At 66.6% G+C, this 14,654-nt stretch carries 17 protein-coding genes; 10 read left to right on the top strand and 7 right to left on the bottom strand.

Features of this window, described 5'->3' with window-relative positions; translation table 11 throughout:
* Positions 1 to 169 precede the first annotated feature (169 nt).
* Together FN976_RS27910 and FN976_RS27905 are read left to right on the top strand one after the other, a co-directional pair.
* Positions 170 to 1,102 carry a hypothetical protein gene (locus FN976_RS27910; protein ID WP_145897224.1) on the top strand — a complete coding sequence of 311 codons (933 nt, stop codon included), beginning with the start codon at positions 170 to 172 and terminating at the stop codon, positions 1,100 to 1,102.
* A 563-nt stretch (positions 1,103 to 1,665) separates the two neighbouring features.
* The gene (locus FN976_RS27905) at positions 1,666 to 1,914 is read left to right on the top strand and encodes a hypothetical protein (RefSeq protein ID WP_145897222.1); all 249 of its coding nucleotides are present in this window, start codon (positions 1,666 to 1,668) and stop codon (positions 1,912 to 1,914) included.
* Positions 1,915 to 1,943: 29 nt separating this feature from the next.
* Here the strand turns inward: FN976_RS27905 and FN976_RS27900 are convergent, their stop codons facing one another.
* Positions 1,944 to 2,345 carry a helix-turn-helix domain-containing protein gene (locus tag FN976_RS27900; protein ID WP_145897220.1) on the bottom strand — a complete coding sequence of 134 codons (402 nt, stop codon included), beginning with the start codon at positions 2,343 to 2,345 and terminating at the stop codon, positions 1,944 to 1,946.
* An 86-nt stretch (positions 2,346 to 2,431) separates the two neighbouring features.
* Between FN976_RS27900 and FN976_RS27895 the strand changes: the two genes are divergently transcribed.
* The 4 genes from FN976_RS27895 to FN976_RS27880 are packed head-to-tail and all read left to right on the top strand — an operon-like array spanning position 2,432 to position 4,737.
* On the top strand, positions 2,432 to 2,947 hold the full coding sequence (locus tag FN976_RS27895; RefSeq protein ID WP_145897218.1) for a DUF2938 domain-containing protein: 516 nt from the start codon (positions 2,432 to 2,434) through the stop codon (positions 2,945 to 2,947).
* A gap of 52 nt (positions 2,948 to 2,999) precedes the next feature.
* Positions 3,000 to 3,605: a flavodoxin family protein gene (locus FN976_RS27890; RefSeq protein WP_255440884.1), complete on the top strand. Its 606-nt coding sequence runs from the start codon at positions 3,000 to 3,002 to the stop codon at positions 3,603 to 3,605.
* Entirely contained in the window at positions 3,602 to 3,832 is a 231-nt protein-coding gene (locus FN976_RS27885) for a DUF2798 domain-containing protein (protein ID WP_145897217.1), read from the top strand. Before FN976_RS27890 ends, FN976_RS27885 begins: the two co-directional genes overlap by 4 nt.
* A 56-nt stretch (positions 3,833 to 3,888) precedes the next feature.
* Positions 3,889 to 4,737: a fused MFS/spermidine synthase gene (locus FN976_RS27880; protein WP_145897215.1), complete on the top strand. Its 849-nt coding sequence runs from the start codon at positions 3,889 to 3,891 to the stop codon at positions 4,735 to 4,737.
* A 16-nt stretch (positions 4,738 to 4,753) separates the two neighbouring features.
* On the opposite strand, the gene FN976_RS27875 is transcribed toward FN976_RS27880, so the two are convergent.
* The 4 genes from FN976_RS27875 to FN976_RS27860 all read right to left on the bottom strand — a co-directional run bounded on the left by FN976_RS27875 (position 4,754) and on the right by FN976_RS27860 (position 7,248).
* Complete coding sequence (locus tag FN976_RS27875; RefSeq protein WP_145897213.1) at positions 4,754 to 5,050, bottom strand: hypothetical protein; 297 nt, start codon at positions 5,048 to 5,050, stop codon at positions 4,754 to 4,756.
* Between the two features lie 111 nt (positions 5,051 to 5,161).
* Positions 5,162 to 5,728, bottom strand: coding sequence for a DinB family protein (locus tag FN976_RS27870; RefSeq protein WP_145897211.1), 567 nt, complete (start codon positions 5,726 to 5,728; stop codon positions 5,162 to 5,164).
* 9 nt (positions 5,729 to 5,737) lie between these two features.
* Positions 5,738 to 7,030, bottom strand: a complete 1,293-nt coding sequence (locus FN976_RS27865; RefSeq protein ID WP_186511254.1) for a sel1 repeat family protein — start codon at positions 7,028 to 7,030, stop codon at positions 5,738 to 5,740.
* Between the two features lie 2 nt (positions 7,031 to 7,032).
* Entirely contained in the window at positions 7,033 to 7,248 is a 216-nt protein-coding gene (locus tag FN976_RS27860; RefSeq protein ID WP_432417896.1) for a DUF7661 family protein, read from the bottom strand.
* Positions 7,249 to 7,346: 98 nt separating this feature from the next.
* Here FN976_RS27860 and FN976_RS27855 point away from each other — a divergent pair, with 98 nt between their 5' ends.
* Positions 7,347 to 7,943, top strand: coding sequence for a 2-hydroxychromene-2-carboxylate isomerase (locus FN976_RS27855; protein ID WP_145897205.1), 597 nt, complete (start codon positions 7,347 to 7,349; stop codon positions 7,941 to 7,943).
* On the opposite strand, the gene FN976_RS27850 is transcribed toward FN976_RS27855, so the two are convergent.
* Positions 7,940 to 8,392 carry an STAS/SEC14 domain-containing protein gene (locus FN976_RS27850; RefSeq protein ID WP_145897203.1) on the bottom strand — a complete coding sequence of 151 codons (453 nt, stop codon included), beginning with the start codon at positions 8,390 to 8,392 and terminating at the stop codon, positions 7,940 to 7,942. The two genes, FN976_RS27855 and FN976_RS27850, sit on opposite strands and share 4 nt — an antisense overlap.
* Positions 8,393 to 8,638: 246 nt before the next feature.
* Here FN976_RS27850 and ku point away from each other — a divergent pair, with 246 nt between their 5' ends.
* The 3 genes from ku to ligD are packed head-to-tail and all read left to right on the top strand — an operon-like array spanning position 8,639 to position 12,940.
* Complete coding sequence (gene ku, locus FN976_RS27845) at positions 8,639 to 9,565, top strand: non-homologous end joining protein Ku (RefSeq protein ID WP_145897201.1); 927 nt, start codon at positions 8,639 to 8,641, stop codon at positions 9,563 to 9,565.
* 10 nt (positions 9,566 to 9,575) lie between these two features.
* Entirely contained in the window at positions 9,576 to 10,409 is an 834-nt protein-coding gene (locus FN976_RS27840) for a tetratricopeptide repeat protein (protein WP_255440883.1), read from the top strand.
* 8 nt (positions 10,410 to 10,417) lie between these two features.
* The gene (gene ligD / locus FN976_RS27835; RefSeq protein ID WP_145897199.1) at positions 10,418 to 12,940 is read left to right on the top strand and encodes a DNA ligase D; all 2,523 of its coding nucleotides are present in this window, start codon (positions 10,418 to 10,420) and stop codon (positions 12,938 to 12,940) included.
* Here ligD and rtcR read toward each other — a convergent pair.
* Positions 12,860 to 14,557, bottom strand: coding sequence for an RNA repair transcriptional activator RtcR (gene rtcR / locus FN976_RS27830; protein ID WP_145897197.1), 1,698 nt, complete (start codon positions 14,555 to 14,557; stop codon positions 12,860 to 12,862). The genes ligD and rtcR overlap by 81 nt on opposite strands.
* Positions 14,558 to 14,654 lie beyond the last annotated feature (97 nt).

The following is a 14,654-nucleotide window of genomic DNA, read 5'->3' as shown; positions in this document are numbered from 1 at the left end:
ACGACCTGGGGGGCCTCCGGCGGCCCCTGCGGGGGGCTTGAAGAAAGGAGAATCCGAAAGCCGAAGTCACCAGACCATCCCGGTCTGACTCACACCAACCAGCCTCCACGAAACCCGGGGCGGTTCACTTTCCGACCTAGCAGATACGTTGAAAAGCAGAGGTTTGAGCTTGAATCTCGCCAAGACTCAGATTCTTTCGTCGATGGAGGTTCGACACCACTTCTGCTTTGCGCAGAATGTGACTCTGGACAAGATTGACTTGCGACTGAAGAAGGGACGCGTGACAGTCCAGGATTGCGCTGAGCTGGACGAGATATTCGCCGCATCCTTGTCCTCCCCTGCCAAGAATGCCGACAAGGTTACAAAGCGCACTCTTCGAATCTTGGCATCTCTGAATTTGGAACTGCCATCACCCTTGATTAGACGCCTCTTTGTGGAGTCGGCCGAGCTTCGGGAAAACGTGGCCGGCCACCTTGCCAAGCTTGGGTATTCCTACGCAAGAGGTCGGCTTTTGCTGAAGATTGCCACCGATGCCCGAGCTCTTGATGATGGGGCACGTTTTGCGGTTAAGGATGTGGTCTTGGCGTGGGATGTTTCGAGTGACGCCACAGGGGTGGACTTCGTGACTGCCCTACTATCATGCGTCAAAGAGTATGCAGGGGAGGTTGGCTTCTGTACTGCTCTCGCAGTCTTCGCCAAATTCGCACCACCGAATAAGCTCCTCTCATTTCTTGAAAGCAAGCGCCGAATTTGGGAGGCCAGCAGCTTTGCACACAGGCAGGTGATCTCGGTATTGCCTCGACTCATGAACTATCGTCCCTACAAGGTCGAGAGGTATTTGGTAGATGCACTCAACTGTGGCAAGGCAGATGTCGTGTCGGTAGCAAAAAATCTCTTCGATCTTGCTGAACTCACCGGAATGTCACCTGAGATCAGAATGGCCTTCTTCCCCACAAACGCAGCTGGTTCCCCCTACCCACTGTCAAAGTTCCTTATTCTGAAGTGGATGTACCACCACGGCGTCACTGCATCGCACCAAACACAGGCAGACATTGAGAAGCAAATTGGCGACCGGTGGTACACATCGGCGTTGCAAGCTTGATGTTTTGGCAGCGCCCCTCCTACCTGCCACCCTAACATTTGCTCGCAACTCCCCGGCTGAGTCGCCGCGTGAATCCCAGACAATGCCGCTCCATGGATCAGCTTCGAATTTCACAGCGTCCTGGCGCGCAATCTTGCTTTCCGTCCACCCCGGATCCGTCTACCACCGCGCTTGGCTGGCACGAGGGCGCAGTGGCCATCGCGTTGCATGGAATCTGCTGGTCCGTGCTCGCGCTTTCGGTCTGGCCGCTGGTTCCGGCCCCTGTGCGGGCAGATGTGGGGCCAAGAATCCAGCGGACACTGGCTCTCGCGCAGGAGTGGGCCTTGTCTTCCTCATCGCAGTTCGAATCCAACGAGGCCGCAACGCCGGCTCGCTCGCGGAGCGATCCGCAGCAGTGCGCACCTGTCTGCCTGCGTCTGGAGCGCTGAGCGATTCGCCAGTGAGAGCCCACGGAAGAGCCAGACTTTCATTGCGCTGACGAAGAGCAACCTCGTGCGGCGCCCGGCTGTTCGAACAGCTAGGATGGCGCAGTGACAAACCAATCTCCCAACTCCCGCCCCATCGTGGACGCCGAGCACCGCGGCTGGACGCTCCAATCCCACTGGTTTCCTTCGTTCTGGGGCGCGCCGGAGGGTTGGATCTGCTATGTCATCGGGCCAGAGTCGTCCCACAAGCTGAATATCGGTCGCTGGCCGACCAGCGACCTGGCTTTCGAGCACGGGCGTGCCTACGTCGATCGCAGGGTCGACGCACCCAATCAGGCCGCCGCGCGGCCCAACCTGTTGAAGGTTCGCCATCAATCGTTTCGTTGAGAGATGAACGCCTCGGGCCGCCCTGACAGCTAGCGAGCCGGCGCGATTCGGCCCTCGCCCGCTGCGCGCACCAACCTCCGAAACGTCGGGCACTCCGCATGACTGGGCGCCGGGCACACCGCCGCGTGCCTGAGCCCGTCGCTCATCGCCTTCAGGCGCTTCACCTTCGCATCGATCTCGTCGGCCTTGGCCGCGAGCAGGCGCTTGTCGATGCTCGGTTGCCCGTCCGCCGTGAACATCGTGCGGATCTCGCCCAGCGAAAACCCCGCCGCCTGCCCCAGCGCGATCAGCGCCAGCTGGTCCAGCACTGTGGGCAGGAAAAGGCGGCGCAGGCCCTGCCGGCCGACGGAGGCGATGAGCCCCTTCTCCTCGTAGTACCGCAGCGTGGAGGCCGGCACGCCGGAGCGCTTGGCCACTTCCGAAATGTCCATGATTCAAAAAGGCCTTGACCTCAAGTTGGCTTGAAGTTGCATCCTGACGGCACTCACCCCCATCGGTCAACCCAAGAGGCGCTGTCATGAACCCTTTTCTTTCTCTCACCCCCATCGCGGAGCCCATCGCCCGCGTGGCCGCCATCGGCGTCCTCGCCACCGCCGTCATGGACGTGTGGCTGCTGCTCCTGCAGCGCCTGAACGTGCCGACGCTCAACTTCGCCTTCATCGGCCGTTGGGTCGGCCACCTGGCGCGCGGGCGCGTGGCGCACGCAGCCATTGCGCAGGCCGCGCCGGTGCGGGGCGAGCTGGCGCTGGGCTGGCTCACGCACTACGCCGTGGGCATCGCCTTCGCCGGTTTGCTGGTGGCCGCGCAGGGCCTGGACTGGGTGCGCAGCCCCAGCCTGCTGCCCGCGCTGTGCGTGGGCGTGGCGACAGTGGCCGCGCCCTGGTTCGTCATGCAGCCGGCCATGGGCACGGGTATCGCCGCGAGCAAGACGCCCACGCCCTGGCGCAATCGCGCGCGCAGCCTGGTCAATCACTCCGTTTTCGGCCTGGGCCTTTACCTGGCCGCCGCTGGCATCGCCTGGGTGGTGCGCTGATCCGGCGCGCCTTGCCCTGCTTCTCTCTCAACTTCCATCAGGAGTCCATCGAATGAACAACATGAATCTCGCCGTCGTCTTCCATAGTGCCCACGGGCACACCGCGCACATCGCCGGCCATGTGGCCGCGGGCGCCCGCGCAGTGCCTGGCACCGAAGTGCAACTGCTGCAGGCCGAAGACGTGGCGCGCGATCCATCCGTGCTGCTGCCTTTCGACGGCATCGTGCTGGGCTCGCCCACCTACCTGGGCGGTGTCTCCGCGCCCTTCAAGGCGTTCATGGACGCCACCGGCCGCATGTGGCGCCATCAGCAGTTGAAGGGGAAGCTCGCGGCCGGCTTCACCGTGTCGTCGCTGCCGGCGGGGGACAAGCAGTCCACGCTGATCTCGATGTTCACCTTCGCCATGCAGCACGGAATGGTGTGGGTCGGGAACCCGATCCTGCCGGAGCAGCAGAGTGGCGTGCCCTATGACGAGGCCGCGAACCGGCTCGGCTCGTGGTCGGGGCTGATGGCGCAGGCCGGGCATGCGTCACCGGCGGATGCGTTTCCGCCCGGCGACGTGAAGACGGCCTTGCTGTTCGGGGGAAATTTCGCGCGGGCGCTGCGGCGGATGGCTTGCGCTGCCAAGATCGCCGATCCCATGGAGGTGCTTGCATGATCCCGGCGAAATTCGCGCCTGCGTTGTTCGGTTTGATTCTTTCGGGGCTGATGTCGCTGGTGGTCTCGGGCATCGCGACAGCGCGCGCTGTGGGGGTGACGTCCGGCTTCCTGGAGGTTTGGGCCGGCAGCTGGATCACGGCCTGGGCCGTCGCTTTTCCGGTGGTGCTGGTGGTGGCGCCGCTCACGCGGCGGTTGGTGCAGCGGCTGGTGGCGGCTCCGGGTTGAGGCGGTGACGGGGACTATCATGGTCGCCCGCCCCTCGGCTCCGACGCAACCAGCCAATGAGTGATCCTGCGCAATTTCGCCTGGCCTTCGATGCCAAAGGCTATTGGAGCCAGCCAGTGCCCTACACATGCGAATCGCTGGCGGCCAGGACACTCCACTTCACGCCGGGGGACATCCAGAGCCGCATGCAGCTGCAGGCCCCCGAGGTGCTCGATCTGGAGTACACGAGGATGATGATGGGCTTCCTGCTGTTCAAGCCGGTCCCTTCCACGATCGCGATGGTCGGCCTGGGTGGCGGGTCGATCGCGAAATTCTGCTTCAAGCACCTGCCCGACACCCGGTTCAGGGCCATCGAAAGCAATCCGCACGTCATCGACCTGCGCGAGAAGTTCATGATCCCGGCGGACGGCCCGAGGTTCAGTGTCTTCCACGAGGACGGCGCCGCCTTCCTCCGGCACCCGCCCAAGCAATATGACGTGCTCCTGATCGACGGGTATACCGACCAGGGCCTGCCGTCCCAGCTGTGTTCCCAGCGGTTCTACGATCACTGCCACGCGGCCCTGCTCCCGGGCGGCATCCTGGTGGCGAATCTCAATGATGACGCCCACAACTTCTCCGCTTACCTGAAGCGCATCGCCAGAAGCTTCCAGGGCAACGGCTTCGCCGTCCAGGAGCAAGACGGATTCAATTGCATCGCTTTCGCCCGCAAGGGCGTGGCGCTTCAAGAGGTTGTCTCGCCGGCGGAGATTGCTTTCCCCGATCTCGACACGACAGCGCGTGCGGAAATGACCCATGCGATGCAGCGCGTGTCCGCCGCGGCGCGGTTGGCTGCAGAAAGGGCGAAGCAGCAGAAGATGACGATCTCGCCAGCCCGGCTGGGTGACTCGGCCGGGACGGAGTCGTGAAGAAGCAGCCCGCGGATCAGGCGCGCTTGCGGATGCTGCGCATCGCCATGCCGGCCACAGCGGCGGGCGAAACAGGCGACAGCTCATAAGACAGCTTCAGCGTCAATGCACCTGCGGCCGGGAAAGCCTCGGCATCCATCCTGGCCACTTCGCGCTGCAGCCATTCGGGCCGCTGGATGCTGCTGGGCGCCGAGATCGAGATGCTCGTGCGCGGCGGCGCTTCGGCGGCTGTCCAGAAGGCGCAGGCGGAGAGCGTGACGATGGGAAAGAGCGCGGCAGCAAAGCGCGCGCCATGGCGATGGAGAAGAGTCATGCGGTACGGCAGCATGGGTACGGGCCTGCGGCGATTCTAGAGGGTGCCTCCTCATCCTTGACGCTCCGCGCCCCTGGATTCCTGCCTTCGCAGGAATGACAACCGCCCTGACTAAGGCACCCCGAGCAGGTCCTGCTCGCTCCAGCCGGCGGCCGCCAGATCGCCAACGCGGAAAGGCGCATCGCTCACCATCAGGAATTCATCGAGCTGAGGCGGCTTGACGCCGGCCGACGACAGCATCGCATGCACTTGCCCGCGATGGTGGGTCTGGTGCATCGCCAGGTGGGCCAGGACGCGATGCGCCAGATCACGGTCGACGCGATCCGGGCGGTCGATGTGCACCACCTGCACGAGGCCGGCTTCGTCGAGCCTGTCGCAAAACACGATCAGCTCCTCGTCGACCTCGCGCTGGCGCCTGCGCAACGACGCGAGATCGTCGGCCGGCACGAAAGCGTAGAAACCGCTGCGCGCCAGCGGACCCTGGCCCAGCAGCGAATCCAGGTAGTACCGGTCGATCACCAGGATGTGGTTGAGCGTCTTCGCCAGGCTCGGGAAGAAGCCGGCCCGCGGTGCGTGGAACGCTTCGGCGGGCAATGTCGCGATCGCCACGTGCAGGCGCTCGTTGGCCAACCGGTTGGCGCGCGCGGCGGCGCGCACGTGCTGCAGCATCAAGCTCATGGCCTGACTCTAACGTGCCTCCGCCCGGATCCGGCTCAGCAAGTCCTGCGCCTCCACGATCGTCGGCGCGGCGGCGCTCAGGTGCTGCAGCGCACGCGCGCGATCGGCGGCGACGCCCAGGCCGAGCCGGTAGGCCATGCCCAGTTGGTAGTGGGCCCAGGGCACGTTGTACTCGGCGGCTTCCTGCAGCAGTTGGAAGCCGAGCACGGGATTGGCGGGGCCGGCGAGCCCTTCCCGCAAGACGGTGCCGTAGACCGCCTTGCCGACCGGGTCGCCCGCCTGGGTGGCACGCTCGCCAAAAGCACGGGCCTTTGCATGGTCCCTGGGCTGGCCGTTGCCTCCGACCAGGTGCTGCAAGGCCTGCCGGCCCAGCGCTTCCGCGTCGGCGTTGGGAATCGTGACGCGCACCCTGGGCGCTGGCGCCGGGACAGGCGCCGCAGGAGCCAACATGCTGATGGCCGCCGAGGCCTGCATCTCCGTCGCCGGTGCCAGCGGCGTCCCCAGGATGACGGTCTCGCGTACCCCTGAGGTCGTGACTTCTTCCTTCGGCCGGTTCTGCGCGAACACCGGTGCCAGCTCACGCGCCCGTGCCGTCAACTCCGCTTCGCGTTCCGCGTGCGGCGGATGGGTGTTCAGCCAGTAGCCTTCCCCCGTGGAAACCGTGCCCGCGACTTGCCGCCAGAAGCCGATCGCCAGCGCCGGGTCGTACCCGGCCTTGGCCATGGCTTCGGTACCCAGCCGGTCGGCCTCGTGCTCCTGGTCGCGCGAGAACTTGGCGTTCACCACGTTGGCGCCCAGCCCGCCAAGTTCGGCGCCGGCGCCACCCGTGTAGTAGCCACGCAGGCCCAGGCCGATGTCGACGACGGCGCCCACGAGCACACCGAACGTGGTCACGATCTGGGACCGTTCGCGCCCCGCCAACCCGTGCCCCGCATGCAGATGGCCGAGCTCGTGGCCCAGCACGGCGGCGAGGTACTCGTCGCGCTCGCCCGCGATCCGGAGCATGCCGGTCGTGATGCCGATGGCGGGCTTGCCGTCGCGGAGCGACGCGGACGCATTCGGCGCGTGGGCTGCCGTCACGTAAAGGTGCGGCGTCTCCATGCCGTAGACCTTGGCCAGGCGCTCCAGGACGTCGGCGGTCCTCTGCACCTGGTCGCGCGACACTTCGCCGACGGTATAGCCGCTCGCCGTCCGCAGGGCGATCGTGCCGGAGTTCGTTTCGCGCAGCATCGCCGCGGCCGGCCAGGATTGGGCGTGGACGGAACCCGCGACGAGCAGGACGCCAAGGAGGAGAGCGCGCAACCTCATTCCCCGATCCGCCTCACGTCGCCCTTGCCCGGCACCGCGCTTTCGTGAAACAGGTCGAACAGGTACTGCGCGATTTCCGCCTCTTCCACGAAATCCGGCACCACGAAGCCCGCGGGGCTCCGCTTGCCGTCGGCACCGATCGCGTAAGCCTGCCACACCTCACCTTCGCGCTCGATGGCGAGGATGCGGCCGAAGGCGTTGTAGCGGGACATGGCCATAGCGTACGTCACCTTGCGCCCGCATCCCCTGTTTGCGCGATGCGAACCGTGCGGCACCGTCGCAGGATGGCGACGCTGACCCTGGAGTGCTCATGCCGACCCTCGAAATCTGGCTGGAATATGCCAGCACCTATTCGTACCTTACGGTGTCCCGCGTCGGCGCGCTGGCGCGCGAGCGCGGCGTACTGCTGGACTGGCAGCCCTTCTGGATGGCGCCCCTGCGGGAGCAGATCGGCATGGGGGCGCCTTTCCCCCATGCGTCCAGCAAGGCGGCCTACATGTGGCGCGATCTGGAGCGCCGGGCGCACACGCTCGGCCTGCCGTACCGCAAGCCGGAGCAGTACCCCGTGAACTCGCTGCAGACGATCCGCGTGGCCCTGGTCGCGGCGCGGCAGGGCTGGTGCCAGGCCTTCACGGAGGAGGCCTTCCGCCTCCACTGGACCGAAGGGGTGTTGATCGGCACCGAGGCCAACCTGCACGCAGCGCTTGGCAAGGCGGGACAGGACCCTGCTGTGGTGTTGCCGCTGGCGTCGTCGCCCGGGAACAAGGAGGCGCTGAAGGCCCAGACGGCCCGCGCGATCGAGCGCGGCATCTTCGGCTCGCCATCGTTCGTGGTGGGCGGCGAGCTGTTCTGGGGCGACGACCGGCTGGAGGATGCGCTGGACTGGGCGGTCGCCCAGGGTGGCTAGGCGCCAGCCTCGAGGGACAACCAACCCAGCGCCTTCACCTCGCTGTCGAACACGCTCATGTCCATGCCAGTGCGCCGGGCGGACCGTTCGCTGATGCGCGTCAGCCGCTCCGGCAACACCAGCAGGGCCAGCCGGCGCATGTGGATGAAGCTGCAGGCGATCTCCTGGCCGATGTGCAGCAGGTCGGCGCGCGGGTAGACCGTGACGAGGCCGCGCAGGTCGATCAGCATCACCTCTTCGGGCCAGCCTTCGCTCTCGATGCCCAGGATGTGCAGGGTGGAGATGAACTTGTCGATGGAGAGCAGGCCGCTGACGCGGGCGAACACACAGCCACCGGCGTGCTCCGTCTCGATCTTGAAGGGGTCCGCGGCGCGCGGCCCCAGCCATTGCTGCTGGGCGCCATCGTGCTGGCGCGCATGCTGTTGCATCGGATTCGGTGCAGTGCCCATGGAGATGGTCCTTCCGTCGACGTCGTAGCTTGCGCCGGTTCGATGACGGTCTGTTGACGCATCGAACGGTGTCCTCCGGGCCCAGTTTCCTCCGCGGCACGGAACATTGCAATGGGGGTCACGTGTCGCGAGAACCCCACAGATCAAGGTGGCCTCGGGCCCTCTGATGTGGCCTTCGGTACGCATGAGGTTCACAGCCGCGTACCACCCTCTTAACATGGACCCCCCACCCCGCAAGGTTGACCCATGGCCGCCGCCCGTTCGATCGCATCGCTCTCCCTCAGCTTCGGCCTGGTGTCGATCCCGGTCAAGCTGTACTCCGCCACCGAGTCCGCGGGCACGGTCAAGTTCAACATGCTCACCAAGGATGGTTCGCGGGTGAAGCAGCAGTACGTGTCCGAGAAGGACCCGGGCGTGGTCGTGCCGCGCACGGAGATGGTGAAGGGCTACGAATTCGAGAAGGACCGCTTCGTGCTGTTCTCGCCCGAAGAGCTGAAGGCACTGGAAGAATCCAGCGATCCTGGCGTCGAGATCCTGTCGTTCATCCCGACGAATTCGGTCGACCCCCTGTTCTACGACAAGGCCTACCTGCTCGCCCCCGACAAGCGCGGCGCCAAGCCCTATGCGCTGCTGGCCGGTGCCATGCGCCAGAGCGGCCGCTGCGCGCTGGCCAAGTGGAAGTGGAAGGCCAAGCAGCACGTGGTGCAGATCCGCGCCACCGATGAAGGCCTGGTGCTGCAGCAGCTGCTCTACGCGGCCGAGGTGCGTTCGCTGAAGGACCTGGACATCGAGAAGGTCGACGTGTCGCAGGCTGAGCTGCAACTGGCGCTGCAATTGATCGACCAGATCGCAGCCGACAGCTACGACCCCACCCAGTACGTGGATGAAGAGAAGAAGCGCGTGCTGGCCGCCATCGACGAGAAGATCGCCGGCAAGCAAGTGGTGGCGGCCACGCACGAGGCCGCGGCCGACACGGGCCAGGTCATCGACCTGATGGAGGCCCTGCGCGCCAGTTTGCAGAAGAAGCCGGCCACCTCGGCCAAGGGTCCGGCGAAGGCCGCGGCCGTCGAAGCCGAACCGGCCAAGGAGCGCAAGAGCGCCAAGCGCGCGCTGGCCGCCGTGCCGGCCGCGGAGGCCGCACCCGCGCCGGCCAAGGCACGCGCGCGAAAGTAAGTCCCTGCCGGTGAGCCAGGATCACGAAGGCTCCACCTTCACGCTGCGCCGTGTCCAGGCGATGCTGGGCCTGTCGCGCGGCATCGTCTCCGGGCTGATCGCCGCCGGTTTCGTCACGCCCACGCGCGGCAGCCGCAACGAGTTGCGCTTCACGTTCCAGGATCTGGCGCTGCTGCGCACCGCGCATGCGTTGCAGGTGCAACGCGTTCCGCCGCGGCGCATCCTGCAGTCGCTGGCGCGGCTGAGGGCCTCGTTGCCGGCGGAGCTGCCGCTCACCGGCCTGCGCATCACCGCCATCGGTGCCGACGTGGCGGTGCGGGATCGCAGCGGGCGCTGGCGTTCCGACAGCGGGCAATTGCTGATGGATTTCGACGTGGCGCAGGTCGGTGGAAACGTGACGCTGCTGGAACGCGCGCCGTCGGCACAAGACGAGGCCAACGACGCGCAGGCCCTGTTCGAGCGGGCGCTGTCCCTGGAAGACACCGATCCCGCCGCCGCGGAAGTGGCTTACCTGCAGGCGCTGGCCCTGGCGCCGGGCCTGGAGGATGCCTATCTCAACCTCGGTGCGATGTGGGCCGACGCGGGCCGCTTCGTCGAACTCGTCCGCCTGTCGGCGGCGGCGCTGAAGCAGTGCCCGGAGTCGGCGCTGCTGCACTTCAACCTGGGCGTGGCGCTGGACCACCTGGAGCGCCTGGACGATGCGGCCGATGCGTATGAGCGTGCCCTGCAACTGGATCCGACCCTGGCCGACGCCCACTTCAACCTGGCGGAGCTGCGCAAGCAGGCGGGCGACGAGCGCGGCGCGCTGCGCCACTACAGCGCCTATCGCCGGCTGCAGCGTTAGGCGCGGTCATGCCGGCACGCAAGGCTCCGCCTCCTGCCGAAGGCGCCAGCGCGCTGGCGCAGTACCGGGCCAAGCGCGATTTCAGCGCGACCAACGAGCCAAGGGGCGATGAAGCCCGCGGCGAAGCTGGCGCTTTGTCCTTCGTCGTGCAGAAGCACTGGGCCAGCCGCCTGCACTACGACTTCCGGCTGGAGCTCGATGGCGTGCTGCTGTCGTGGGCCGTACCCAAAGGTCCCAGCTTCGATCCCGCCGACAAGCCGATCGCCATCCGTGTCGAAGACCATCCGCTGGCGTACGGCAGCTTCGAGGGCACGATCCCCAAGGGCCAGTACGGCGCCGGCAAAGTCATCGTGTGGGACCGTGGGACCTGGGAGCCGGCGCTGGATCCGCAGCAAGGTTTGAAGGACGGCAAGCTGGTCTTCACGCTGCACGGGCACAAGCTGCAAGGGCTGTGGGAACTGGTGCGGATCGCGAAGCCGGGGGACAAGCAGGAGCCCTGGATCCTGTTCAAGAAGCGGGATGCGACGGCGCGGAAGAAGGCGGAGTACGACGTGTTGAGTGCGTTGCCGGACAGTGTGGGCGGGCTCGTCATTCCCGCGATGGCGGGAATCCAGGGCTCCCAGGAGAACGGCCTGCCGCCCGGCGCCATCAAATCGACTCTCCCCACCACCCTCTCCCCCCAACTCCCCACCCTCGCCGCCGCCGCTCCCACCTCCAACCAATGGCTCTGGGAAATCAAGTTCGACGGCTACCGCATCCTCGCGCGCATCGAAGGCGCCAAGGTGCAGCTCATCACGCGTGGCGGCCACGACTGGTCCGCCAAGATGCCGGCGCTGGTGCAATCGCTCGCCGCGCTGAACCTGGGCAGCGCTTGGCTGGACGGCGAGATCGTGGTGATGGGCGCCGATGGCGTGCCCAGCTTCAACGCGCTGCAGAACGCCGTGCAGAACCCGCGCAGCACCAGCATCGACTACTTTGTGTTCGACCTGCCCTATTTCGAGGGCCACGATCTGCGCAAGGTGCCGCTCGTGGCGCGGCGCCAGGTGCTGCAGCGCCTGCTGGAAGACCGGCGGCAGCCGCACCTGCGGTACAGCGCGGCGTTCGAGGCCGATGCGGCGCAGATCCTGGAATCCGCGCGCCGAATGGGCCTGGAAGGCGTGATGGCGAAGCGCAAGGACGCACCCTACGAATCGCGGCGCACCGAGACCTGGCTCAAGCTGAAGAACCGGCAGCGGCAGGAATTCGTGGTGGCCGGCTACAGCCTGCGCTCCAGCGGCGAGCCGGAGGTGGGTGCGCTGATGCTGGGCGTGTACGAGGCGGGCGGGGCGTTGCGCTACGTGGGCAACGTGGGGACGGGCTGGGACGCGAAGACGGCCGCGGCGCTGAAGAAGCAGCTGGCACAGATGGAGGTGAAGGCGTCGCCCTTCGGCAAGCAGCCCGTGCGCGTGCAAGGCGCCGCCGCACGCGCGGGTGGCGTGCACTGGGTGCGGACCAGCCTGGTGGCCGAAGTGGAATTCGCCGATTGGACGGCCGACCAGCAGATCCGCCACGCGGTGTTCATCGCGCTGCGCGACGACAAGGCTGCCGCCGAAGTTCAGCGCGAAACGGCGGTCATGCCGGCGGGGCCCACGCTGGCGCAGGCCGGCGGCAGCGTCGTCGAAGGCATCACGGTGAGCAACCCCGAGCGCGTCATCGACGCGGCCAGCGGCATCACCAAGCTCGAACTGGTGCGCTACTACGCTTCGGTCGCGGCATGGATGCTTCCGCACCTCACCGGGCGGCCGTGTTCACTGGTGCGCGGGCCGCAGGGTGTGGGCGGCGAGCTGTTCTACCAGAAGCACTTGAACGAACAGGTGATCGCCGAAGTGCGCGAGCTGCCGGCCAGCGTCTGGCCCGAGCATGCCCCGCTGCTGGAGGTGGCGACGCCCAAGGCGCTGGTGGCGGCGGCGCAGATGAACGTGATCGAGTTCCACACCTGGAATGCGATGGCGAAGAAGGCCGACAAGCCCGACCGCGTGATCTTCGATCTCGATCCGGGCGAAGGCGTGCGTTGGGAGCACGTGCAGGAAGCCGCGTTGCTGGTGCGCGGCCTGCTGTCCGAACTGAAGCTGCAAAGCTGGCTCAAGACCAGCGGCGGCAAAGGCCTGCATGTGGTGGTGCCGCTCACACCGCGCGAAAGCTGGGACACCGTGAAGGCCTTCTCCGAAGCGGTGGTGCAGCACCTGGCCCAGGTGATCCCGCAGCGCTTCGTGGCGAAGAGCGGGCCGGCCAATCGCATCGGCCGCATCTTCGTCGACTACCTGCGCAACAGCCATGGCGCGACCACGGCCGCCGCCTATTCCGCGCGTTCGCGCCCGGGGCTCGGCGTGTCGATGCCGATCGCCTGGGACGAACTCGCGGTGTTGCAACGCAGCGACCAGTGGACGGTTCGCACGGCGCGGGAGTACCTGTCATTCCAGACGGTGGATCCGTGGGCGGACTACTGGGGCTCCAAGCAGACGCTCGCGGCGGGGCGGCGCGCGCTCGGCTGACCTGTCACCTCTGGCGCTGACCGCTTCCCAGTTCAGCCCATGCTTTTGCAGATACTTGCGCAGGCGGTCAGCATCGTTCACCACGGTTCGCTTGCTGCGCGACCGGTCGTACAGCTTCCGGCCCGCCTCCGACAGCGACCGCGCCTGCCGGCAGACGCCGACGACGGCTTCGAGCTGCATGCGGTCGAACAGGTCCATGGCCGCCAGCGTCGACTCGGGCACCAGCGTTTCCAGGTCAACGCCGCCTGCGGCTGAAGCGCCACCGTCCTGGCGTTGCCACAACCACTTCAGCCGGACCAACTCGGCATCGACCTGCGCCAGCGAGATCCGCCCGCCATCCGCCAGCGTGGCCAGCCGCGTGACGCTGGCCGACAGGTCGCGGAAGTTGCCGCTCCAGAGCGCCGCGGCGGACTGGGCGAATTCGAGATAGCGCACCTTGGCTTCCGCGTTGAAGCGCACCGCCCGGCCGGTCTCCGCCGCGGCCTTGGCGAGCAGGTGGTGGATGTTGGGCTCCAGGTCTTCCGGCCGCTGTGAGAGCCCGGGCAGCGTGTACGACCACAGGTTGATGCGCGCGTACAGGTCTTCCCGGAAACGCCCCTGCGCGACGTCGAAGCGCAGGTCGCGGTTGGTTCCGGCGATCAGCTGGAAATCGCTGGTGACCTCGTGGTCGCCGCCGACCGGGAAGAAGCGCTTGTCTTCGATCGCCATCAGCAGCATCGCCTGCTCGTCCGGCCCGAGCTCGCCGATCTCGTCGAGGAACAACACGCCTTCGTGGGCCGCGCGCAGCAGCCCGGCGCGGCTGGCTGCAGCGCCCGTGAATGCGCCCTTGGTGTGGCCGAACAAGGCTGACGCGGCGCCGTCACCGCGCAGGGTGGCGCAGTTCACCTCGACAAAGCCGCCCTTGACCTGGTGACGCGACTTCTTGAGTTCGAACATGCGACGGGCCAGGTGCGACTTGCCCGCGCCGGTCGGGCCCGTCAGCAGGATCGGCGCGCGCGAGCGCACCGCGACGCGCTCGATCTCCTCGATCAACGCGTTGAAGCGCTGGTTGCGCGTGTCGATGCCGCTCTTCAGGAAAGCCAGCGCATCGTGCTGCTCCTGTTCGAAGCGCTTGGCCAGCACGTCGTAGCGCGAGAGGTCCAGGTCGATCAAGGCGAAGCTGCCGGGATCCGCACTGGTCTGCTTCTTCGGCGGCGAAGTCTGGACCAGCACGCCCGGAATGAACCGCGACTCGACCAGCAGGAACATGCAGATCTGCGCGACGTGCGTGCCGGTGGTGATGTGCGCCCAGTACTGCTCGGTCTCGGGCCGGAATGGGTAGGCCCGCACCCAGTCGTAGAGCACGCCGTACATCTCGCCGAAGTCCCACGGGTCCTGCACGTCCATGGCGACGAGACGGACTTCGGTCTCGGGCGACACCATCGCGATGTCGCGTTGCACGCCCTGCGCCAGCGCCTCATGGCGCGGGCTGTAAAGCAGCTCCAGCCGATGGATCACCGTGTCCTCGTGCTGCGTCATCGAAACGGTGGGCCGCCACTTCTCCCAGCGGCCCGCGCCGCCGCCGGCATCGAGCTGCGTGCCGAGGAATCCGATCACGACGGTTTTCTTCTTGGGCATAGCTTGAAGAATACAACACTAGCTATGTTTCTATTCCTCTAGGCATCCCGAGAGCGCACAGACGACCGGTTTCGGATGTCCATCGCCACGAATACTG

It is taken from the genome of Caenimonas sedimenti, assembly GCF_007833165.1.
In the GTDB taxonomy this organism is placed as follows: domain Bacteria; phylum Pseudomonadota; class Gammaproteobacteria; order Burkholderiales; family Burkholderiaceae_C; genus Ramlibacter; species Ramlibacter sedimenti.
Note: the sequence above shows the minus strand (reverse complement) of the source record. Positions and strands in the feature narration are given on the sequence as shown.